This window comes from Nostoc sp. JL34, assembly GCF_017114945.1.
In the GTDB taxonomy this organism is placed as follows: Bacteria; Cyanobacteriota; Cyanobacteriia; order Cyanobacteriales; family Nostocaceae; genus Nostoc.
On sequence record NZ_JABXKQ010000175.1, the window covers coordinates 1 to 23,471 of the forward strand.

At 40.3% G+C, this 23,471-nt stretch carries 14 protein-coding genes and 1 pseudogene; 9 read left to right on the top strand and 6 right to left on the bottom strand.

What is annotated here, in order from left to right:
- Positions 1-598 precede the first annotated feature (598 nt).
- Both HWQ44_RS31300 and HWQ44_RS31305 read right to left on the bottom strand, forming a co-directional pair.
- A complete protein-coding gene (locus HWQ44_RS31300) occupies positions 599-1,102 on the bottom strand; it encodes a 2TM domain-containing protein (protein WP_292726034.1) in 504 nt (167 codons plus the stop codon).
- A gap of 135 nt (positions 1,103-1,237) precedes the next feature.
- Entirely contained in the window at positions 1,238-2,068 is an 831-nt protein-coding gene (locus HWQ44_RS31305; RefSeq protein ID WP_292726036.1) for a creatininase family protein, read from the bottom strand.
- Between the two features lie 159 nt (positions 2,069-2,227).
- Here HWQ44_RS31305 and HWQ44_RS31310 point away from each other — a divergent pair, with 159 nt between their 5' ends.
- Both HWQ44_RS31310 and HWQ44_RS31315 read left to right on the top strand, forming a co-directional pair.
- Positions 2,228-2,944 (top strand): ROK family protein, encoded by a 717-nt coding sequence (locus HWQ44_RS31310; RefSeq protein ID WP_292726038.1) that lies wholly within the window; start codon positions 2,228-2,230, stop codon positions 2,942-2,944.
- 859 nt (positions 2,945-3,803) lie between these two features.
- The gene (locus HWQ44_RS31315) at positions 3,804-4,358 is read left to right on the top strand and encodes a peptidoglycan-binding domain-containing protein (protein ID WP_292726040.1); all 555 of its coding nucleotides are present in this window, start codon (positions 3,804-3,806) and stop codon (positions 4,356-4,358) included.
- Positions 4,359-4,470: 112 nt separating this feature from the next.
- Here HWQ44_RS31315 and HWQ44_RS31320 read toward each other — a convergent pair whose 3' ends face one another.
- Together HWQ44_RS31320 and HWQ44_RS31325 are read right to left on the bottom strand one after the other, a co-directional pair.
- A complete protein-coding gene (locus HWQ44_RS31320) occupies positions 4,471-6,891 on the bottom strand; it encodes a sucrose synthase (RefSeq protein ID WP_292726043.1) in 2,421 nt (806 codons plus the stop codon).
- A 956-nt stretch (positions 6,892-7,847) separates the two neighbouring features.
- Entirely contained in the window at positions 7,848-10,277 is a 2,430-nt protein-coding gene (locus tag HWQ44_RS31325; protein WP_292726044.1) for a GH116 family glycosyl hydrolase, read from the bottom strand.
- A gap of 167 nt (positions 10,278-10,444) precedes the next feature.
- On the opposite strand from HWQ44_RS31325, the gene HWQ44_RS31330 reads away from it, so the two are divergent.
- From HWQ44_RS31330 to HWQ44_RS31345, 4 genes and pseudogenes are all read left to right on the top strand, one after another.
- A complete protein-coding gene (locus tag HWQ44_RS31330; protein WP_292726046.1) occupies positions 10,445-11,023 on the top strand; it encodes a transposase in 579 nt (192 codons plus the stop codon).
- 297 nt (positions 11,024-11,320) lie between these two features.
- Positions 11,321-11,632, top strand: a pseudogene (locus HWQ44_RS31335) (transposase family protein); the annotation flags it as partial.
- Positions 11,633-11,657: 25 nt separating this feature from the next.
- On the top strand, positions 11,658-12,821 hold the full coding sequence (gene argJ / locus HWQ44_RS31340; protein ID WP_292726048.1) for a bifunctional glutamate N-acetyltransferase/amino-acid acetyltransferase ArgJ: 1,164 nt from the start codon (positions 11,658-11,660) through the stop codon (positions 12,819-12,821).
- 425 nt (positions 12,822-13,246) lie between these two features.
- Positions 13,247-14,449 (top strand): AAA family ATPase, encoded by a 1,203-nt coding sequence (locus HWQ44_RS31345; RefSeq protein ID WP_292726050.1) that lies wholly within the window; start codon positions 13,247-13,249, stop codon positions 14,447-14,449.
- Positions 14,450-14,490: 41 nt separating this feature from the next.
- Here the strand turns inward: HWQ44_RS31345 and HWQ44_RS31350 are convergent, their stop codons facing one another.
- A complete protein-coding gene (locus HWQ44_RS31350) occupies positions 14,491-15,369 on the bottom strand; it encodes a response regulator transcription factor (protein WP_292726052.1) in 879 nt (292 codons plus the stop codon).
- A gap of 140 nt (positions 15,370-15,509) precedes the next feature.
- The gene (locus tag HWQ44_RS31355) at positions 15,510-17,489 is read right to left on the bottom strand and encodes a scytonemin biosynthesis sensor histidine kinase (protein ID WP_292726053.1); all 1,980 of its coding nucleotides are present in this window, start codon (positions 17,487-17,489) and stop codon (positions 15,510-15,512) included.
- A 1,720-nt stretch (positions 17,490-19,209) separates the two neighbouring features.
- Here HWQ44_RS31355 and scyA point away from each other — a divergent pair.
- The 3 genes from scyA to scyC all read left to right on the top strand — a co-directional run bounded on the left by scyA (position 19,210) and on the right by scyC (position 23,453).
- Positions 19,210-21,090, top strand: a complete 1,881-nt coding sequence (gene scyA / locus HWQ44_RS31360) for a scytonemin biosynthesis protein ScyA (protein WP_292726055.1) — start codon at positions 19,210-19,212, stop codon at positions 21,088-21,090.
- A gap of 304 nt (positions 21,091-21,394) precedes the next feature.
- Positions 21,395-22,456 (top strand): tryptophan dehydrogenase ScyB, encoded by a 1,062-nt coding sequence (gene scyB, locus HWQ44_RS31365; RefSeq protein ID WP_292726057.1) that lies wholly within the window; start codon positions 21,395-21,397, stop codon positions 22,454-22,456.
- Between the two features lie 25 nt (positions 22,457-22,481).
- Positions 22,482-23,453 carry a scytonemin biosynthesis cyclase/decarboxylase ScyC gene (scyC, locus tag HWQ44_RS31370; protein ID WP_292726059.1) on the top strand — a complete coding sequence of 324 codons (972 nt, stop codon included), beginning with the start codon at positions 22,482-22,484 and terminating at the stop codon, positions 23,451-23,453.
- Positions 23,454-23,471 lie beyond the last annotated feature (18 nt).

The following is a 23,471-nucleotide window of genomic DNA, read 5'->3' on the forward strand; positions in this document are numbered from 1 at the left end:
TCAGTACCTCTGCCATAATCCCCCTGTCAATAGGGTTTGAGACGCGCTAACCCTGCTAAGTGATATTTTGCCCCGAAAGAAAAGAGATCCCACCAACCCCTCTTAAAAAGGGGGCTTAATTTCCTCCTTGTTGCCTTTCTCGGTTTTTACTACCATAGATGCTGTTTCATATCTATTGGATCTTGTGATAGAGGTCTGTTACTATTTTTCTTAAGAATAAATCTCGGTTTTCAAGCCAGGTTTAACCTGGCTTCTCTAAATCTTTTACAACTCAAAGAAATTATTTAGTGGTTAACTCAGTGTGATGTGAAAACCACTCTAGAGAAAATCATTTTTGAGACTATTGATAGACCAGCAGATCCGTATAAAGATAGAAATAATACTTCGATTAATGAATTAATATTTATACTAATCCTAATAATTGCTGTGTTGTTAAGATTTTATATAAGTGGTGTTACCCAACAAATGTTGAGGTAAATATTACCCCGATGTGATGCGGGGTTTTTCTTTGAATTAGGGATGTGTACAACGAGCTTCTCCACGAGACGCTACAGGTAACTCTCTTCCCCGTCAGAGTACGTTTACGCAAGCAAATCTATTAAGCCTGCAATGCTTTAAACCACTTATTCAAAACTGTACTGATGGTTTTCTTCATCTGATGCTTACGACTCCACTTCTGGAATGCCATTTCATACTCTTCGCCTTTGATTTGAAAGGTATTCCAAACATCAAGCCCGACAGGCAATCCGCAGAATAGTAGAATGTACAGTGACCAAGAAATTCCACCGCCAGTGATTAAATCGACCAGTATCAAAAATCCATTGAAAATTGCATAATTGCCTAGACGCTTCTGAAATCTGCTGATGCGGTAGGCGTCAAAAGCTTTTCGCTGTTGAACTTGTCCTTGTTGTACTACCCAATCGCGTTCTGCTAATTTTAAAGAATCAGGTGAAATTTCTAACTCAGCAGCAATTTCTAATATCTGCTCATAAGAAAATTCTGTATCTTTGTCATCAGCTTGACGAGCGATCGCTAAGTGCAGAATTTGCTGGACATCTTCTTGGCTATAAGAGCGGAGGCTCTTGGGTTCAAATGCCGTCATAATTCTTTCTCTTAATATTACTTTGAATAGAAATTTGCTGCCTGATAGATTTTAAGCAGCTATGCCAATAGCTATTTCCATTATTCTTACATTAGCAAATCTAGATGCTGTCCTGCATCGAAATGTATTGGATTTTTAACTTTGAGTAAAACCTGTCAATCCCTCCCCTACTTTTGCTTGTCGATAGGCATAAATATCTTGAATAACTTGTACCCAACCATTAGCGAGAGATTCGAGGATGCGATCGCCTTTTTCTTTAGTTGCGGTTGTGGCGTCACCAATCACTCCACTTTTACTGATATCTCGCGTCACCCAAGCCACAGGTAATTTACCTTCCCAACTCAGTAAACTGCTTTCTGACTGTTCTGGTGGATATTCTGCAACCGCTTTCTCTAGCTTCACTTGTTCTGGCAAAATCGATAACATAATGCTAGTTTCAGCATCTCCGGCGTGCATTCCTAGTGCTGCTTCTTTCGGAGTCAATAAATTTTTAGTAATATTAGGCACGCGCCAAGTAAACAGCGGAAATACCAAAAAGTCATCATACTTAACGTGCAAATCTCGCGCCGCTATTTGCATCACTTGCGGTTGTCCGCCGTGGGAGTTCATTAACACCAGTTTTCTAAACCCAGCTCGGTAAATACTTTCTCCCACTTCCATAATGATTGCCGTCAGAGTTGCCGTACTCAGGGTAATCGTACCGGGAAAGTGCCAGTGTTCGTTAGATTTGCCATAATAAAGGTTTGGTAAAGCATAAGCCGGAATACTGGCATCCAGCTTTTCCATTGCTTTTCCCAACACCCCCACACCGATCGCAGCATCTACAATCAACGGCAGATGAGGGCCATGTTGTTCAATTGCCCCTACTGGCTGGATGATTACCACATTTTCCTTATCTGGCATTGCTTGAATATCAGTCCAGCTAAGGTAGGGAAAAAAGCGTTCTGGTGGAATGAAGCTGTGCATATTCCTTAAATTTATATTTTAGGGCATTCGGTATGGTTATTCTCCTTGTCCTCTCATGCCCAATGCCCACCAATATAAAGACTCTCCAAACATCCAGATATTATCAAATACAGCAGAGCATAATAACGAAATAACAAGCATTAACAAGGATGTAACTCAATGGTTGAAGAAAATGGATCGATTCGTACCCTATCGGTTGATATTGGCGGTAGTGGCGTTAAGGCTATGGTTTTGGATATTACAGGGCATCCTGTAACCGAAAGGGCGCGTTTAGATACACCTCAACCTGCTACACCAGAGGTTGTAATTAATGCAATTGTTGTGTTAGCCGCGGCTCAAGGTGAATTTCATCGCGTTTCGGTCGGTTTTCCCGGTGTGGTGCGCTCTGGAGTCACGGAAACAGCGGTAAACTTACATCCAGATTGGATCGGATTTGATTTGGAAACAGCATTATTAAAACACTTAAACAAGCCTGTACGGGTGATTAATGATGCAGATATGCAGGGGTTTGGAGCGATCGCAGGTAAAGGTCTAGAATTGGTGATTACTCTGGGTACGGGGTTTGGTTCGGCTTTATTTATGGATGGTAAGCTGGTACCGAATATGGAAATGGGACATCATCCATTTCGCAAAGGAGAGACTTTTGAGCAGCAGTTGGGGCGTGCAGAGTTAGAAAAAATTGGTGATAAAAGATGGAATCGGCGTTTAGAAAAAGCGATCGCATCCTTGCAACATCTGTTCAATTATGATTGCCTTTATATTGGCGGTGGTGAAGCTGTAAGAGTGAATTTCCAGCTACCGTTAAATGTCAAACTTATCCCCAATATCACTGGTTTATTAGGTGGTATTGCTTTGTGGCGAGATGAGAAAAAGTAAAAAGTTTTTCAGTGTTCACAACTGGGCGTACTAAGCGATGTCTTCTCTGCGTTCGCGCTACGTGTAGCTTCCCAAGGGTACGACGGGCTACGCCTACGAACATTTTTTTAGGCGCATCCTTACTCAACTGGAAAAATGATATAAAAATTAACATAGGTTAGGCAAGAGAATTGAACTGATATTCTTTTCAGTGCGCCTGTGTAATTTTGTCATGCAGTAGTCTAACTCTAGTTAAAATTTAAGACCACCCAACAACGTTGTGCGGTTTCATTATCTTGAGGTCAAAGTATGCGCTTTCTGAGAATAATTCCATAAAAAAGCAGATATTTAGGAATTATGGCTGAATCCTTCCAGAGTTTCTGAATTCTGATTTCTGAATGCTGACTTCTTCTTCAAAATAATCTCTGAGAGAGAACAAATTGTTTGAAATTAAAAGTTGATCGTTGTTGTGAAATGTTGCATTGATCAATGATTAAAAAACTGACTCAGTGAATGTAGCAGTATTCTTTATGGCAGTATAAATATGATAAAAGTAGCATCAGCATACCAAGTAGGAGCCAAAGATAACTAGACAAATTTGTTTCATGATATTCCCAGATGATCGGATAGTATGTTATTGTCTAAACCGTTGATTTAAATACAATATCTGAGGATTTGAGGGCTTGATTCAAGATAAAAAAAGCACAAAGCTAATGATATTCGTCTGATTAAACGGAATAGGAGGTGAGGAAAGATGAGCCTGACAATATTATCTGAAAAAATTAGTACATGACTTTTTTATTTGGTCAGTATGCACTATCCCGGACAACAGCAATGTTGTTAGTTAAAAGAAATATTGGTTGAAGTAAAATGAACTACAATGAGTGAAATTGGCCTGATGATGACGGGCGTGTTAGCAATAAGACAAGCATCTGGGGCCAATTTGCCACAGCAGCAATTATTTCAGATGGAAAATGACGTAAACCAGTCCAAACAGAGTCAGTTAGAGATAACTGCTCAAGTCACACCACCTGAATTCATGCAGACAGATGAGATTTCCCAGGCTTCTTCCTCAGCGATCGCACCAGAGAAAGAACATATACTTAAGAAAATCAGCAAAAACAATCAGTTCCTAGCTTCTTCTAACTTAGGTGAGTCTAAGAAGTATTCTCAGTCTGGAGGTAAAGTCCGTGCAAAGGCTACAGGACGGTTCCAGAAGTTTAGTAGCCAACCTATGCCGACTCTTTATTTCGGTAGCTCTGGTGTTGCTGTCAGAGTCTTACAACGGCTGTTAGTGTCTAGTGGTTATGCGGTTAGAGTGGATGGGATTTATGGCGCACTGACAGAGACTGCTGTTAAAGCCTTTCAAAATCAGCAGAATTTAGCAACGGATGGAGTAGTTGGTCAACGAACTTGGCGGGCGTTGACAATTTAGTAATTTGTCTATTGTCCTTAGTCATTTGTCCTTAGTCCTTGGCTAATGACAAATGACGCCACGTGCTTAACTTGGGGAGACCCCAAGACCGCAGTGGGGAGCAAATGACAAACTAACGGTACTTATGCTGCTCTAATAGCTGTTGCGCTCTTGGCTTGTAAATTAAATAGAACAAAGCCTCTATATAGCGCAATAAATCTTCCCGATTTTCCTTTGAGGTAAAGTTCCAGAAGCCATAAATCCGTGCTAATGATAATAGCTTGCTAGTGTGAATTTTCCAAGTATAGGTGCTGTAAACTCGGTCAATTCCTCGCTGGGAAATTTCATTCCAATAGTTAGGGTTTTGTTCAGACTTAGTGATGAATTCCAGAATTTTTGTGGCTGTTTCCTCTAAATTTGTCGGATTAATCAAAAAGCCATTCACCTTATCTTGAATAATCTCCAGTGGCCCACCAAACTGTGTGGCGAAAGTTGGTAATCCTGAAACCATTGCTTCTAAAATTGTCAAACCAAAAGCTTCAAATAAAGCTGGTTGGATAAAAATTCCCTGATGATCGGCAATGACTCGGTAAATTTCACCAGAATCAGTTTTAGTCAGGCGCACACCCAACCAACGAATTTTACCGTGGAGATTGTACTGGTCAATTATTTGGTAGAGTTTGATAATTTCGTCGCGTTCTTCGTTGTCACCTGATTCTTCGACACGTAACTTACCCGCTACTAAAATTAAGTTACAATGCTCTTGTAATTCTTTACTTTGACCATAACATTCAGCTAAACCTGTGAGGTTTTTGATGTGGTCAAGACGCGCCATTGAGAAGAGAGGGCGTTTGTTAGGATCGTCGAGTTTGCCAAAGATTTGCGTGGGGTCTTCCAGAGTAAAGAGTGTTTCTGCAAGGCGTTGGCGATCGCTCTCTACTCGGTCTTTAGTGCGGGTGTAGGGAAAGTAATTATTTTCATTTACTCCCGGCGGTACGACATTAAATTTGGGACTAAATAATTCAATCCCATTGGTTACATGGTATAACTCCGGCATGGTGAAGCACTTATAAGACTCGTACTGTCCCACACTATCCGGTGTTCCGACAATTTCTTGGTAGGTGCTGCTAATCACAAAATTGGCAGCATTCATGGCAATCAAATCAGCTGTGAATTGCAAGGAAAAATGATATTTATCTTCCAAATCTTGCCAGTAGAGGTTACTGAACAAATATTTAGATTTTTCCAAGGCATGGGCAACATTGCATTGGGTAACTTTCAGCCGTCGCGCCAGCAAGAATGCTATTAAATTCCCATCAGTATAGTTTCCAACTATTAAGTCAGGTGTGCCGTGGAATTCTGCCCGTAGTTCTCTTTCGGAATCAATGGCGAAAGTTTCTAGATAAGGCCAAAACTCAAACCGAGAAATCCAATTTTGAGTCATGTTAGGATTAAATTCTCGCAAAGGCACTCGCAAAATCCAGGCATTTTCGGTACCAAGGACTTTTTCTAGCCGTTGATTACAAAGAGTACCATCACTATTGGGAATCAAGCGGCTAAGAATAATCACCTTTGGCTGGACATTCAATCCCTCTAAACCGGCAAGCAGAACATCTTCTTGTAGCTGCTTCTCTAGGCTCTTTGCCTGGTCAAGGACGTAAACTACCTGACCACCGGTATCAGGACGCCCTAAAACGCCCTCTTGCCCAAACCAACCGTGAGCTGACACCAAGACGATTCTAAAAATCATCGGAACACGAGAAATGAAAGCTTCTAGGGTCTGAGGATCGGCAGAATCAATCAATTCATCGAGAATATTTAGGGTTTCCCGGACTCGCGCTGCGGTGTTACCCCAACCTGGCTCAAAACCCATTGACTGCAATTGAAACCGGAATTGTTCGTAGGGTTCATCATCAGGGCGATTATTAACAAAATCGATAGCTTTTTTAACTTGCTGGGAAAGTTGCTGTTGAGATTGAATGCGATCGTTGACTAGCAACTGGACACCGTTGTAGTGGTGCAGGCGCAAGAAATTCAACAAGCTGTCCAGCAATTGTTTAGAGTCTTGAAATAGTTGGCTGGATAGATAGCGGTTGAGAAATTGTACTCCCTTACCAATATTTTTGGGGTCGCGGATGACTGGGGAATAGTCATAAAACGGGCCAAAATCCAACTCTAGCAGATCGCCCTCATTAGGATGAAATTTATTCACCAAGCGATCGCGCAGATCCAACAAATCCTGCACCGTCATCGGCTCAATACTCAAGTCTGATGTCAACCAATAAACTTCTTGGCTGGCAATCTTAGAACGGATGATGAAACAGAAGTTTGAGTCCTCCTGAATAATTTCCTGAGTATAGTAAATGAGTTTGCCTAACTCCGAGGAAGTGTAAAAAGTCTTAGGTTTCTGGGACTTGGAGCAATACTCACTATATACATTGAGTATGTCGTTCCGCAGCAAGTACTTCTTTTCTTGTTGGCGTAATTCACTAATAAAGGAACGTAAATCACTTCTTTCTTCACTATCTAAGACTGCTTGAAGCAATTCAGACATGACAACTCCATTAAATGACGATGTTTGCATTGTTGACTTTCAAGGCGGGCAAATAAGCCTCCACCTTTTCTGAAACCATAAACACGAAATAACACAGATAAATTATATTTACCTGTGTACCTACAAGTCTCAACTTTTCAGCAGGCATTTAAACCATGTTCTACTTTACTTAAAGTATCTATGACTCAGTATTTTTGACTCTAACTAAAGGAATACAATTTTTATTTCTTTTGATAGATGTTAGTAAATAACTGCATAATAATATATAGGGCACAACCTATCATGCCCTCAAATGCTTGATGTAATTTTTACTATATCATTTATTTGCATATATCTAATTATCAGTGCGCCGATCGGGTCAAGATTTATCTGTCAAGCTCGCTAAGACTTGTAAATCAAGGCTTTTTTTATTAGTCCAGAGTGTTAATATTCATTTTAATCCTGGGTGTAGATGATATATTGGCCGATTTTGATGATTGCTGATCTTCTAGTAATGTGGGGAACAAGTAATTGTCTTGCTATGATCTATTTTTCTAGGGTTGAAATAAAAGTTTATTGTTTTGCTTAAAGCTTAACTCTTTAGTTAAACTTCAATAAATTAAAATCAATTTTTGTTCAAAGATAAATTAATATTGATTTGCCATAGTTATAATTTAAGCAAAAGTTGTTTAAACAAGGTCGATTTATATGGCTACCAATACACATAAATCAACAGCTGATGACCACAGTATAGGCAATATTCTGATTATCTCTTTACTTGCCTTTTGTGGGCTGACTTTCATAATACTTCTAGGCATTTTCTAAGAGTTAAATGTGCGTTCAAAAACTTCTCAGGCTTAAAGGTTGTTTTCAAAGTGATTGGCTGTGATTTTAGGCACTTGTTGATCCCCCTAACGCCAGTCGCTCCATTTGGGGAGACCCCAGACGCTTGTTCGCCCTTGGCGTCTCCCCTTGAATTAATTAATAACTAAGTAAATTCCCCAGATAGCCATTGCCCGCAGGTAAGTACTAGCGCGGAAAGTACCAGTTGCGGTGATAGCTTCAGGGGTGCGAAATTGCAGACCATTGTCATAAATTTGCTGCACCACAGCTTGCGTCAACCTCAACGCTTCATCCTTCATTCCCATCTGCATGAGAAAAGCCGCCAGCCCAAAGTTTATCCCCGTCCAAACTTCTAGGGGATGAGTAGCTTGGGGATTTTCTGGTGAACCATCAGGACGAACACCATTAGCAGCACCAAACTCACCATTGCAGAATTTCAAAAAGCACGCATCATAAACAGTTTTCAAGGCAGAAAGGGCGCGATCGCTCGGTACAATATCAGGTAAATCCAGCAGACGGGCGTAGAATTGTCCGCACAATTGATCTGCCATCACCACATCAGAACCACTTTCACTATCAAGTTTGTAATATTGCCCATTCCAAAGTTTTTCGTCGTAGATTGGGCGAGATTGTTTTAACCAACCTTCATAGATGGATTTTTGCGCTGCTAACTCTACTGTGTTACCGATCTGGTAAGTTAATAAAATATCGCTGATTGCGATCGCAGCCTCTAGCGCCGCCAACCACAACCCCCCACAATAAGCGCTGACACCCTGTAACCGCCAATCATCAAAGGTTTGGTCAGGCGCACCAGAATTTTCAGGAATCCCATCACCATCAAGGTCAAAAGTTTTCAGGTAGTCGAGGGTTTGCACGATCGCACTCCAACAATCTGCCAGAAATTCTACATCGTCAGCACCCGTAAGTAGAAAATCACGGTATACTTGCAAGACAAAATCACTACCCAAATCTTTCCATAAATTGCAGTCTTGATAGCTGGTGTAGTTGGTTTTCTCCCAGACGTGTTCATTGGGTGCGCCTAAATCGTGGGGTGTTGCACCTGCGACTTTGCGAACTGCAATCGGGCTTTCCGCCTTAATTGTCATGTAATAGCCAATGATTCTGGGAGTATCATCACCTTGAGGAATTGCCCGTGCAAATGCCCGAATCACCGACTTTTCTAATTCTGGAAACAGCATCAGCAGCGCAAAAGAGCCATACAACCGCACATCTAGACTTTCATACCAGCGATAATCTAGACACTCCAGCACCGCAAACTGACCGATGGGGTCAAGTTCTGATGCTGCACTCCAGAGAGTACCGCCGCTGGTGAGGTCATAAAGCTCATTAAATAGAGCCATCTTAAACCAGTTGGGTAAATCTTCCCGGTCGAGAATCGGTTGTTGCCAATTTTGAATTTGCGATCGCCAGCTTTGGTATTCTTGTAGTGCAGTAGATGCGATCGCCCAAGCATTATTTCCATTTTTACCAAAAAAGTCTGTATATCTGCGGTAATAGTTAACTCCAGCCGCAAATTCAGTGACGGGTAAATCCCAAGCTAGGACAAAGGGAATTTCTAGAGTTTCACCTGGTTGGAGAGTAAAACGGAGTGCGATGCCTGCGGCCGGCGTAGCCATCGCAGCCCCTAGCTGTGTATTATTTGCCACTGGAGTGGTATCAAGATAATTAGGCAAAGAGCCATCTTTAGCAAAGCTTTCCCATATTTCCTCACCCGTTCCTTCAGGATTCCATCTGCTGTGGTGAAATACTTCCACCTGGGGATGTTTCAGCGTTGCAATACACCAAGTTCCGTCACCTTCTTGTAAAGGTTCATCACTACCAACCCGACCTAAAACACAGCCAAACTGTTGTGTATTTTCAACTATTTGGTTATGGTTCCCTTGACTTTCGCCCCAGCGCGGCTGGTATTCGTAAACTGGACTACCATCATCGCGCACCCGCACTTCGGGAGATTTCAGGGCGTTTGTAAACCAGCCCACCATATTTTGCCAAGTGAGCATGATGCTGAGGGTAATCGGTGCATCTGTGGGGTTATGAGCATTCCAGAGGAATACCGCTACAGGATAGCTAGTTTCTTGGTAATTGCCTGCCCAAACCGGGGAAAATTGCTCACAAGTCAACTGTACTTGGAATACATTTTCATACACAAACCAGCTACGTGGGTATAGTGCATGATAATTGCCTGTCCCCTCAGTAACGCGAAGTGTCGGATACCACTGCCAAGCCTTGAGAGTACCATTATCAGGTGCTTGGGTAGATAAAGCGTAGGCTTGGGAGGATGTACCATTGGATTCAAACACACTGAATTGACAAGCAGGAACGTTTTTGAAGGTATGCTCACCGCCGTCGATGTGCCACAGGTTAAAGTCTCCCCGTGAAGAACGACCAATGCAACCTGCACCAAAGCCACCTAAAGGCATACCATGCCAAGGGCCATCATCGATATTACTTGCGTAGCGGACGGTATAAGGTTTGTCCCAGCCTAAACCGATGGGACGGTTCCAAGTATAAGAGGGAATTTCTGGAGAGAGTTGATTTATCATCGCCTAATGTTACAGCGTGCAGTTACGTCAATGAAGACTAACGCGATGCGTGATTTTTCTCAAGGGGCACAACGATGTAAGGGTACGGCAATGCCGTGCCCTTACGTTAGATAAAAATATCCAGGTTAATATAAACACAATTTACAAATAACCGTACTTAAAAATTAATGCCTTACGACCCGCGAATACATCAGCGTCGTTCTATTCGCCTAAAAGGACATGACTACACCCAACCAGGAGCCTATTTTATTACGCTTTGTACGCAGATGCGGCAATGTTTATTTGGCAATGTAGTCAAAAGCAAAATGCAATTAAATTATTTAGGTCATATTGCCTTCAATTGCTGGGAGGCAATTCCCGATCATTTTCCGCACATTGAATTAGATACTTTTGTGGTGATGCCTAATCATCTACATGGGATACTGATAATTACTGACACATCTGTAGGGGCATGGCATTGCCATGCCCCTACAAGAGAACAATTTGGCAAACCTGTGCATGGTTCTATCCCAACCGTAATTGGCAGCTATAAAAGCGCTGTCAGCAAAAACATTAATGTTATTTGGCACACCAAAGGGCAATCAATCTGGCAACGCAATTTTTATGAACACATTAGCCGGGATCAAAAATCTTTGGATCACATCCGAGAATATATCCTAAACAATCCTCAAAGGTGGGCAGATGATCCAGAAAATTCACAGCAGAATCCTGATGGTTACGAATTCCTATTCGATATCCCTTTCTGAATCATTGTAGGGGCACGGCAATGCTGTGCCCCTATGTAGTGTATATGGGCGCAGATAAAAATCATCGATTAAAATACACACATATTACTAATAACTGTATGTAAAAAACCAATGCCCTATGATCTACAAAGACACCATCGCCATTCTATTCGCTTGAAAGGGTACGATTACATAGGGTTAGCGCGTCTCAAACCCTATTGACAAGCGGACTTGCCTGATCAGCAATCAGGTTGGAAACAAAGTGGCACTATCCGAGCTAGGGTAAGATTTAATCCATCTAGGTGCAAGATCAAAGTAATGCCAATAGGATTTGAGAACAAGAATTGCAAAACCAACGCATCTTTTACATCCAGCATAGATAGCTTTGACATTATCAGTAAATTTCAAGAATACTTTACAGAAATAAAAGACCCCAGAGTAGACAGAACAAGATGGCATTTACTCACTGATATCATTACCATAGCTATTTTGGCAGTGATAGCAGGCGGGCAAGGTTGGGAAGATATTGAGGAGTATGGACTCAATAAACAGGGGTGGTTGAAGACATTCCTAGAACTACCATTTGCAATACCCAGTCCAGATACTTTTAGAAGAATATTTGAGATAATTAAAGCAAATTATTAACTCAAGAAAAATGTCATCAACTATATCTTCCACACCTCAAGGTTTTAGTGCATTTATTACTAATTTAGGAATCCGAGATACAACAGATGATTTTGTATTTATTAAATCATCTGTTCCTTGTGTTGCTGATGGAGTCTTCACACAAAGTCTTTTTGCTGGGCCTAGTGTCACTCTTAGTCGCGATAACTTAAAAGATTCACAAGTACAAGGAATTGTCGTTATATCTAAGAATGCAAATGTAGCTAATGGTTCTGTTGGCATCGCTGACGCCCAAGAGGTTCTGCAATTAGTTGCAACTGAAACTGGAATTGCTGCACATAATATTGTGATAGCTTCTACAGGTGTAATTGGCAGACGTTACCCAATTGAAAAAATCCGAGCAGGTTTATTAGGATTGGGAAAAAATTTGACTGATGCTGATTTTCATGCCGCAGCCCGTGGTATTATGACCACCGATACAGTACCGAAACTAGCTACACGGCAAATAGGAAATGCCAAGCTAGTAGGAATTGCCAAAGGTGTTGGCATGATTGAGCCTAATATGGCTACCCTGCTAACTTTCTTTTTTACTGATGCTGCAATTTCTGCAAATAGTCTTCGTTCTATTTTTCGCTCTACTATAGATAAAACCTTTAACTGTCTGAGTGTAGACACTGACACTTCTACTAGTGATTCCGCCGTGATTCTAGCTAATGGAATAGCCGGTGAAGTTTCAGAACCAGATTTTGCTATTGCATTGCAAGAAGTTGCACAAGAATTGGTGCTGAAAATTGCACGAGATGCAGAAGGTGCTACTAAGATTATTGAGGTGACTGTAGATTCTGCGATTGACTATGTACAAGCTAAAAAAGTAGCTAAAGCAATTGTGAATTCACCATTAGTAAAAACTGCCGTCTATGGAGCAGATCCAAATTGGGGACGAGTTGCTATGGCTATAGGCAAATGTGAAAATGAACAGCAGATAAATCCAGAACGAGTTGTTATTAGTTTTGATCGCGTGAAAGTTTATCCTAATAACTTAAGTGATGAAAATCTGGAACAGTTACGGCAAATTATGTCCAAAGATCAAGTAAATATTCATGTTAGCCTGAATATTGGCGAAGCCTCTGCAACTGTATGGGGTTGCGATCTTTCAGAGGGTTATATAGAAATTAATGGCAAATACTCAACTTGATTAAAGTCATTTGTAATTGATAATCTAATACGCTTGGGTTAAGGCTTGATCCTCTCTAACCCTTCTTTTTAAGGAGGGAATTAGAGCAAGCCGTCAAAACCTAGTATCAATAAGCTATTACGAATTGTTAACAGGCGTGATATTTTTCTCATCTAGAGATGGACAAGTGGTGCAGGTACATCAATAGCTTAAAAGTAAACCCCCACTTACCAATTGCTTTGTCAAAAAAGTTGACAGAGGTAGTTGCTATGTATTATAGTGTATTACATAAATAATGAGTTAGATTAAAAAGACTTCCTAGCCAGTACAGCACGGTGAAAATAAAATTACCATTTGTACGCAATTAGTTGATATTACGAGAAAATTTTTTCAAAATCTCTTACTTAACACAAAATAACTCGATTAACGCTGCATAACTAATAAATATGGATTTTGACTATTTTAGAAGCAATGAAGGTACTCCTACAAATAATACCCGACAAAGCTTGCTTGTTAGCGGTTGGCGACCGTTTAACCGAGAATTAGACTGGGGGTTTTTGTGGCAACTATTGTATAGTGACTCTCGCGAATTAAGTCAAAAAAGTTTGAATTTAGCGAGTAATATTGCTGATATTTTAGGACGAAATAATTATGCTTGGTGGGCGAACTTATTAAGTGTTGTATCTGATAATACCCGCTACGAAGTTGAAAAGTTTTGGAATTACATCACGCCAGATCCTGAATCACCAGATCATCGCTACAAAGATGTTTTGAGTACGGAAACGCCCATTCTCCAATTTGTAAGTCGTAGTAGTATCCCCATTGATTATGTTCTTAACCGACTGCAAGAAATTACTGTGCTGCGAGTTTTAGGTGTGTTGGGTAGTCCCGATATTATTACTCAGTATTACTCAGAAAGAGATTTTTATTTACCTATAGATAAATTTGTTAGCTGGGAACGCTTAGACGTTATTAATACTGTTTATGCTTACTGGTCAAAGTATGACGTTTGGTTGCAAATTGATCCCTACGATCGCGGGCGACGACAATATAGTTTAATGGCGAAAAATCTCGCGCCATTAATTAACAAAGCAACTTATGACTTAGCAGTGATGCTGAGTGGATATCAAAGTCGTGTAGGCAAAGTTCATAGTCAATTTAACATTCGGACATTTCCCGCAGATATCCAAAACTTTACTGATTCTGTACAGCAAGCGATTATGAATCAAAACCAGTTAGCGGTTGTTATACATGGACAACCAGGTACTGGTAAAACAGTCTGGACACAGGCAGTAGCAAAAGAAATTCTTGTACCTTTAGGGTATGTAATTTTTATTTTAGATCATGATGCGATCGCTAATTTTGTCCCACCAACTTACATAGAGCGGATTTGTATCGTTATTAATGAAGCTGACAACCTAGCGCAAAATCGAGCTTCTGAGGTAGCACAATACAATAATAAAACTGAACACATTCTGAGTTTGCTGGATGGCACTTTGTATCAAAGTGTAATTGATGACTCTGGGATTCAGATGCAGCAACGGTTAGTTGTCTTGATGACTTGCAACACGACTGAAAGATTAGATCCAGCCATGTTACGTAAGGGTAGGGTGGATTTAATATATGAGTTTACGCAACTGTTTGTATGAGGAGGCAGAAGGAATACTGCCTTTATTTTGTAAATCTACTTTCACCAGAGTTGCACATGTTTTTGCGATACAAGCTGATGCTCTTTGCGCCAAGCTTGGGGAGGTAAACCGTGATGTTGGCGAAACTGGCGGGAAAAATGAGACACATCCTGATAGCCCAATGCTTTCGCTATCTTCTCGACTGTCTGATCGTTATTTTGGAGTAAAAAACGCGCTCCTGCCATTCGGCGTTTGACAATCCAGCAGTTTACAGTCTCTCCTGTTTGCCTTGCGACTCGGTTAGTTAAGTAAGCAGGTGAGTAACCAACAGCAACAGCCACATCACACAAAGTAATTCCTTGATGATAATGGGCTTCGATAAAGTCAAAAACTTCTTTCAATTGGGGAATGCAGGGAAAGATTGACTTAGAAGGATCTTTATCAGGGGCTTCTCTATCAGAGACTACAGCAACACCTCCAGCGATCGCTATAGTATCATCTGCAAATACTGATTTTGCAGCTTTTTCAAATTGAATATTGCACCAGTATTGAAGAGTGGCTTGCTTTTGCAAGCGAATAGCGATCGCTCTGAGCAATTCATCTAGTGTCGAGGGTTTGGTAAGATAATCATCTGCTCCCAATTCCATAGCTTTGCGAACATCTGCTTTAGTACTACTGCCAGTCAGAAAAATGAAAGGAATAATTGCTGTCAGAGGATCTTGGCGTAGTGTACTTAAAACGCTATAACCATCCATATCAGGCATCGTGATATCGCAAATCACTAAGTCGGGTACATCCTTTTGTGCTTGTTGGATACCAACACGACCGTTTTGAGCGCCTATCATATCAAAACCTTTAGCCTCAAGACCCTTTAGATAAAGATTGCGGGTAACGCTATCATCTTCAATAACGAGAATTTTCTTTGACGATTCGTACATCATTTTCTATTACCATAAATTTTGGCAGAAGCTAATTACTAAACTCTTTGGTGAGTATCTAAAATAGGCATGAAATTAATTACCTCGTTCTGATAGTTATGATTATCAAGTTTTTAATTAACAACTATTCTTCATTTCGACACTCATAATTCGGAACAGGTAAACTCTGATTTCATTAATGGCAGCATTACAGTAAACTTAGTGCCTACACCAACTTCACTTTCTACAGAAACTTGACCATGATGTAAATCTACAAGAGTTTTAAGAATCGATAGTCCTAGTCCAGTACCAGGGATATGATCAATATTACTACCACGGTAAAATGGCTCAAATATTCGTTGTTGATCTACTACTGAAATACCGATCCCCCTATCTTTAACTTGGAAAATTAATTTTTCCTTTTCGCAAGACAGTTCAAAATTAATTCCAATATTCGGGCGAGAATACTTAATTGCATTATCAAGCAAATTCTTCAAAATAGGCTCTAACAATTTTTTATCTATATAAGCTGTTAGAGAGTTATCTTGAGTTACAAAATGGATTGGGTTTTGGCTAACACTCATCTGCATTTGTGCAACTAAATCCTGACAAAAATGAACTAACTCAAGCGGTTTTGGTTCAAAGTTTAATTTTGCTGCTTCTGCCTTAGAGAAGAACAAAATATCATCCAACATCAGGCTCAGTTGTTCGGTAGCTTTTTGAATATGATCGAGTAATGGTTGGATTTTCTTCTGTGTACGTTTGTCTACTTCTTCCTTAAGTAAACTATTAGAAAATGAAACAACATTCAGCGGAGTTCGGAATTGATGGCAAACCATAGAAAGAAAACGCGCTCTAAGTTCGCTAAGTTGTTTAGCTTGTTCTAAAGCTTGGTTAAGACCTAATTCTGCATATTTGTAATCGGTAATATCAATGCCTGCAATCAGTTCGACTGGTTTTCCCCCAAAATCCAGCACTCCATCCAGCATGGCAACCGCACAGGCTAGCCAGCGCTCCGTGCCGTTTTTTGTCAAAATATTTATCTCTTGGTATTCAAAGTTACCTGCTTCACCCTGGTTGCGTACCTGCCTACGTTTTTTGCTTTTAATCAGTCGGTGCAGGCCAAAGCCTGTTAGCAGTTCCTCTTTTGTGTAGCCAGTGAGTTTCTCCACTGCTGGATTTATATAGCAAAGCCGTGTGCCTTGAATCAGAAAAGTGCTAGCATCTGTCGTTTCTGCTAAAGTCCGAAATCTCGTTGCGTTCAGCCGTAATGCTTCTTCTGTCTGTTTCGATTCAGTAATATCCCAAATACTCCACACTCTCCCAATAATTTTGCCCTCAAGCCACTGAGGTTTAGAGTAGTGTGCAAAAACTCTCCCATCTTTCAACTCCAGAATATCGTAGCTCTCGAAATCAGATTGGCTAGATACCTCCCAAATCAGCCGACTAAAGGCTTGTGGATCTTTAAGTTGGTTCTCAAAAAAGGCTTTGCATCGAGGACATTTCTTAGATAGTATTAGCGACTCTGGGATCTGCCACATATCCACAAATTTCTGATTCAAGCTCAGAATATCTCCCTCAAAGTTAACTGCAACAATACCAATGGCAGTAGATTCGAGACTAGAACGAAGCAAAGAAAGAGATGTTTCTAGTTCTACTTCTTTTGCCTTGAGTTGAGAAAATTCCTGTTGTAAATTGTCTTTGGTATCCCTTAATTCATCAGTCCACTTTTGTACGCTTAATTCTACTATTTCATCAGTTTTCTCACGAGCAAAGGCACAGCCAAATTCCATATCTTGGTGTTTGACATAGTTCATGGATATTTCTACCAGAAATATCCGACCTCCTTTTGTCTGATAGCGAGATTTAAAGGTAAGGGAGCCCCGTGAGTTAATATCTGACCAATTGTGTAGAGAAAAGTCTATATCTATATCATGTAGCCTCATGGAAAGTAATTCCTCACGGGAATACTCAGTCATCAGACAAGTGGCATCGTTGACGTAAAGAAACTGCGCGTTTGCTCCTAAACAGAAGGCAGCATCTACAGCATGATTTATTAGGAAATGAGCAAACTTCATCTCTATTTCTGGTTGTAGTGCCCATTGATTGTTTGATCTAGCTAGTGTATATTCTCCAGAATTCATATTTCTACTTCCCCTGGTAATCAATCAGCACCATAGGCATTGATGAGTTAACAGCCATAACTTACTAAAATCTTTGGTGCATTCTTTGGCTGTTCAAAAATCAAACTGACCAATAATTTAACAAATCTTACTAATTTGCTTAACAAAAATTATCATACCAGGAAAGCGTAAATTATTGAACCAAATTTTCCTAAAAAAAACCTAAATGTTTAAAAAACTTGACTATTGACTTAAACAGCTTTTTATAGCAACACAAAATTTAGACAAATCCAATCTAGATTAGTCAATAAACTTTATTAGACAAGAGTTAAAAACTCTTAATCTATAAGTAGAAAAAATATTTTAAATTTCAATTAGCCCTACACCAAAACTAACTAAATGGTTCAACAACCTAAAATTACTAGGTTTCGACTGGGAAAAGTTAAAGGATAAAAATCTTTATCCTTTAACTTTTCCCTCGCCAAGGACTTTAGCGAACTACTAGTACACTGTGGCAGAAGTTTGCCTACCTTTAACCAGTTGCTTGAGTAGAGACAATTCATGAATTCCCCCTATCTGTCTGGTTAATTAAGATGGTAGTTGGATTTACGCCGTGTTGTACTAGTGTAGAGTCGTTTGATTTTCAACATAAACGCGATGTGCAGTGCTAGACCTAGCTTAAATGAACTAAATTTCACTCATCAACTTATTTGCTTAATTTATCTTAACTTACTCTCTCATGTATCTAACTATATAAAAATATGCTTAAGCATCTGTCGTAAGAAGTACAATTGTACCGAAATTATACGTATATGTTTACGTATAACTTTGTGTTTGTTTTATCATAAAGAAACACGAAGTTATACTAAGTATAAAATAATGAATTATATGTCAAAAAATATATCTTATCAAGCCATTACATACTGAACGCTTAGTCATCTCTCTAAGGAAATATAAAAAGTTAATAAATGATGTCTTTCTCGTTACAAATAATTGACCCAAAGAGTTTTTGGTGACAATATAAAGACCGCTAAATTGACTCATGCTTTAATTCGGATAAAAACTTGTGTAAGTTCTAAAACAAAAGAATTGACAACTAGATCAAAAGATTTTCTATTGCAAATTTGGTAATGTAGCGCTTCTGCGATCGCAAAATATCATCTTTCAGGGTGACTAAGTTGCAAATGTCACAATCACAATTAAAGCGAAAGAATTGACACCCAGATCAAAAGATTTTTTATTGCAAATTAGGTTTTCATCATAATAATTACCACAAGCTAAGAACCTCCTCAGGCAATTCAGTAAGTAGATCGGTGCTATTAAAGCTAGCTATATTAAGCTTTGTAAAGATTCTGAGACGTATTTGAGTTCAGGTTAGTTGCTACTTTATACACCTTTAGATGATTTAGTTTTTCCCCGCTAATCTACTCAAGTACTGTAGTCATCACCATAGAAGCGAAAAATTTGACACCCACATCAAAAGATTTTTGATTGCACAACAGTCTTTGTCTCCACTATTCTGATCACAAGGAGCACAGCCTCAAATATTTGTATGCTTTCGATAAAAATTTTTTGGTACTGCGCTCACAAGCATCAATCAGCAGCGATCAACCATTTCTACTATCGCTCAAGCTAGGTCATAGCTGTAGTAAACAACAGAGTTGTTTGTATTAAGTATTTCTTGCGCTGCGATTGTAAATTAAAAAGCCTTTGTTTAACTTTCTGTAATTACGTGAAACCAATGAGTCAAAACTATACTGGTTCAAACTCTCCTCTCATCATCACTGAGCCATACAAGGAACTTCCCGCAAACAGATATGTAGAATCTGTGTCTGACTCCCTCAAGGTTGATGAATTGGAGAAGAATGAGGGAATTCAGCCTTTTTTAAACGATCAAACAACCCCAACGCTCTCAGTTGCCGATGCGATCGCTCAAATGTTGGAAAATTTGGGAGTAGGCTACGCTTTTGGTGTAGCCGGTGGTGCAATGGCCAGCCTTTGGGGTGCGCTATCCAATAGCACTATAGAAGTGTTGAACTTCCGCCATGAAGCCGGAGCCGCATTTGCAGCCACCGAAGCTTACTTTGCTAATAATCGCCCCACTGTAGTTTTTACCACAGCAGGGCCGGGGATCACCAACGCCATCACCGGATTATTTGCGGCTCGTGGTGAAGGTGCCAAGGTAATTTTACTGTCGGCTTGCACCTCAGCACCGCAGCGTGGACGTTGGGCAATTCAAGAAACTAGCACTTATACCTTGCCTAGTGGAGGAATTTTTACCTCAGGAGCGCTATTCAACTATGCAATCACTATTGAATCTGCGGCTCAATTACCGCAGATTTTTCGTAAATTGGCTTTAGCTTTGGCCCAACCAGGCGGATTTGTTGCCCATTTGAGCATTCCCACCGCTGTGCAAACAAGTTTAGTTGAGGATATAGCCTTACCCCAACTAGATGTTTCTCCATTTCCAATGACTGCTTCAAAAGAAGCGATCGCAAAATCTGTAGAGTTATTATCATCTGGCCCCTTTGCCATCTGGGTTGGTTTCGGTGCGCGTGATGCAGCAGATGAAATCCGCCAACTTGCGGAAAAAACCGGAGCAGGCGTCATCTGTTCCCCCCGTGGTAAAGGTATCTTCCCCGAAGATCATCCCCAGTTTGTGGGTGTCACAGGTTTAGGTGGTCACGCTTCCGTATTAACTTATATGGAAGAACAACCTCCACTACGTACACTCGTATTAGGAACCCGCCTTGGTGAACCGACTTCCTTTTGGAGTCAGGCGCTAGTTCCAAAAGGAGGCTTTGTCCATGTCGATATTGATCCAGAAGTACCAGGAGTAGCCTATCCTCACGTTGAAACTTTCGGAGTTCGCTCTGATATCAAAGCTTTTGTGAAAGAGTTGTTGCAGCAATTACCAGATGCTCCTCATTCCCCAATGTCGTTACCTCGTCCAGAACATAAAGCAATTGAACCTGCACCAGACGTAGATTACCCAGTGCGGCCAGAAGTATTGATGGCAGCAATTCAAAAAATCATTGTTGAGGGTAGTGATGCGATAGTTATGGCAGAGTGCGGTAACTCCTTTACTTGGTCAACTCATTTACTGCAATTTGCCGAAGCCAATCGTTACCGAGTCAGCACCGGAGTCGGCGCAATGGGTCACGCTGTTACTGGAGTGTTGGGTGCAGCGCTGGCGAACAATAGCAAAGCTGTAGGTATTGTCGGCGATGGGGCAATGCTGATGAATAACGAAATCAGCACAGCCGTGAAATACAAAATTCCTGCAATCTGGATTGTACTCAACGATGCACGTTACAACATGTGCCATCAAGGGATGAAAATCTTGGGATTAAAGGGTGCAGATGCAACACTTCCACCCACAAACTTCGCCATGATTGCTCGTGGGATGGGAGCAGAAGCGATCGTAGTCGTCAGAGAGTCGGATATTGAACCAGCATTAGAACAAGCGATCGCATCAAATGTTCCCTTTCTGATTGATGTCGTGATTGATGCTGATCGCCCAGCACCCTCTGGTGGACGTAATAAAAGTTTGGCTGCACAAGGAGTCAAATCAAGTTCGGCTAAAAATCCAGCCAAGCAAGTTTCATTTCCAATGATTTGACTTTAAAAGCTTGCAATCTCATTCAATTCTTATAGACACAAAAACACTCCAAGAAGGCGGAATTTACAACGCAGTTTGGATTTGTCTATTCAGCAAAGGATGGATTTAGAAGCGACAAAAACTTTATTCCAGCCAAAAACATACTCAGTAAACTGGAATTTCAAATTTTCGATTTTTGAACATTAAAGTTTTTTCTAACTTCATCCTATCTTAATCTTCGAGAGTGTTTTTATATCTATATCTTTACATTTTGTAATGGTCATTACTTTCTCTAACCAATACTAAACAATATCGAGAGGTGAAAATGCTGCTATTTGAAACTGTTAGAGAAATGGGTCACGAACAAGTTCTCTTCTGTCATGGTAAAAATCCCGAAATTAAGGCAATTATTGCCATCCATGATACGACCTTGGGCCCAGCAATGGGAGCTACAAGACTCATGCCTTATGTCAATGAAGAAGCTGCTTTAAAAGATGCACTTCGTCTAAGTCGGGGAATGACATATAAAGCAGCCTGTGCCAACATTCCGGCTGGTGGAGGAAAAGCAGTCATCATTGCTAATCCTGAAAATAAAACAGATGATCTATTGAGAGCTTACGGACGTTTTGTTGATAGCTTGAATGGGCGTTTTATTACCGGGCAAGATGTTAACATCACCCCAGACGATGTGCGGACAATCAGTCAAGAAACTAAATATGTTGTTGGGGTATCAGAAAAATCTGGTGGGCCTGCTCCCATAACATCACTAGGAGTTTTTCTCGGAATTAAAGCTGCTGTAGAATCTCGTTGGCAGAGCCAAAGACTTGATGGCATGAAAATTGCAGTTCAAGGCTTAGGAAATGTCGGCAAAAATCTCTGTCGGCATTTACATGAGCATGATGTCCAGCTTTTTGTTAGCGATGTAGATCCAGCAAAAGCGGAAGAGGTAAAACGACTTTTTGGGGCAACTGTTGTTGAACCAAGCGAAATTTATGCTCTTGATGTAGATATTTTTTCTCCTTGTGCTTTAGGAGGAATTCTTAATAGTCATACAATTCCTTTTCTGCAAGCTTCGATTATTGCTGGTGCAGCTAATAATCAATTGGATAATGAGCAACTACATAGTCAAATGCTTGCCAAAAAAGGGATTCTTTACAGCCCTGATTATGTAATTAATGCCGGAGGGTTAATTAATGTTTACAACGAGATGATTGGTTATGACGAAGAAAAAGCTTTCAAACAAGTGCATAACATTTATGACACGCTGTTAGCAATTTTTGATATTGCTAAAGCCCAGGGAGTTACTACTAACGATGCTGCCAGACGATTAGCAGAAGACCGAATCAACAATAGTAAGCGAAACAAAACTAAAGCGATCGCAGCTTAATTGTTATTATCTTCAGGAGTGAAAAGTGGAAAGAAATACTTTTGCAACATCAGCTTACATTGCTACTTCACCAGAGAACGCCTTTGACTACCTTTGTAGTTTAAAGAATTTAGATGAATGGACGCTTTACAGCCGGATGAAAGAGCAAATTGATGAAGATACCTGGCTTGGAACTGCATCCGGTTATCACAAAAATCTTTACTATCATGTTAAAAAACTAGAAAACCCGCTTTTCTACGGTATTGAGTGGCATTGTGGATTAGAGTATCAAAAATATTATCAGGTTTACCCTGTTTTGCTGTTTCCTACAGACTACATTGAGCCGGGAACAGATGAAAAAGGTGTGTACTTTCACTGGTTGAGCTTTGTCGATCCCAAACGGCAGACTCAGATGATTATGCAGGGAATTCACACCGTACACACTTCTGAATGTCGTTCTCTCAAAGGTAATTTGGAACGCAAAGCTGGTCTAACTTCAGCAGCTAAAGGAAGCCACTTTATCGATACTGACACTATCTATGTTGACGCTCCAATTGAAATTGGCATTGAATACTTAAAAGATTTACAAAATATAGATGAATGGGCACACTTACTGCAACCAAATGGTGAGATAGGTGTTGAATCAGGTGAATTCAAAGATGAATATGACCAAAAGGTAAAAGTTTCTGTACGGCTGCATAGTCTGAGTAAATACTACTTACTTGAACAAGAACACTTTTATCCAGACTACGAATATTATCAGCGTTCTGTAGCATTACTTATCCCAACTGCCTATGCTTTTGCAGATCCAGAAGCTTCTGGTTTTATCCTGCATCGAATCACATTCTGGAAAACAGATGGAACTGTCACCCACGGCAAACTTCAAATTGAAGACTTTGGCGCTGAGAGCATGAACATCAAACGTTTACTCGAAGCCAAAGCTGGCAACCTCAAATCATTTGATCGGGGAATGAGCTATCTACCAAAAACTCCAGAATCATTAGTGGCTAGTAACTAGTTAAAGGGCTAATAAGCA

Bases quoted from the DNA above. Each gene is read 5' to 3' on its own strand.
- HWQ44_RS31315 (WP_292726040.1), top strand. From the start codon at position 3,804: ATGAGTGAAATTGGCCTGATGATGACGGGCGTGTTAGCAATAAGACAA.
- HWQ44_RS31330 (WP_292726046.1), top strand. From the start codon at position 10,445: ATGCCTTACGACCCGCGAATACATCAGCGTCGTTCTATTCGCCTAAAA.
- HWQ44_RS31310 (WP_292726038.1), top strand. From the start codon at position 2,228: ATGGTTGAAGAAAATGGATCGATTCGTACCCTATCGGTTGATATTGGC.
- argJ (WP_292726048.1), top strand. From the start codon at position 11,658: ATGTCATCAACTATATCTTCCACACCTCAAGGTTTTAGTGCATTTATT.
- HWQ44_RS31345 (WP_292726050.1), top strand. From the start codon at position 13,247: ATGGATTTTGACTATTTTAGAAGCAATGAAGGTACTCCTACAAATAAT.
- HWQ44_RS31325 (WP_292726044.1), bottom strand. From the start codon at position 10,277: ATGATAAATCAACTCTCTCCAGAAATTCCCTCTTATACTTGGAACCGT.
- HWQ44_RS31305 (WP_292726036.1), bottom strand. From the start codon at position 2,068: ATGCACAGCTTCATTCCACCAGAACGCTTTTTTCCCTACCTTAGCTGG.
- scyB (WP_292726057.1), top strand. From the start codon at position 21,395: ATGCTGCTATTTGAAACTGTTAGAGAAATGGGTCACGAACAAGTTCTC.
- HWQ44_RS31300 (WP_292726034.1), bottom strand. From the start codon at position 1,102: ATGACGGCATTTGAACCCAAGAGCCTCCGCTCTTATAGCCAAGAAGAT.
- HWQ44_RS31355 (WP_292726053.1), bottom strand. From the start codon at position 17,489: ATGAATTCTGGAGAATATACACTAGCTAGATCAAACAATCAATGGGCA.
- scyA (WP_292726055.1), top strand. From the start codon at position 19,210: ATGAGTCAAAACTATACTGGTTCAAACTCTCCTCTCATCATCACTGAG.
- HWQ44_RS31350 (WP_292726052.1), bottom strand. From the start codon at position 15,369: ATGATGTACGAATCGTCAAAGAAAATTCTCGTTATTGAAGATGATAGC.
- HWQ44_RS31320 (WP_292726043.1), bottom strand. From the start codon at position 6,891: ATGTCTGAATTGCTTCAAGCAGTCTTAGATAGTGAAGAAAGAAGTGAT.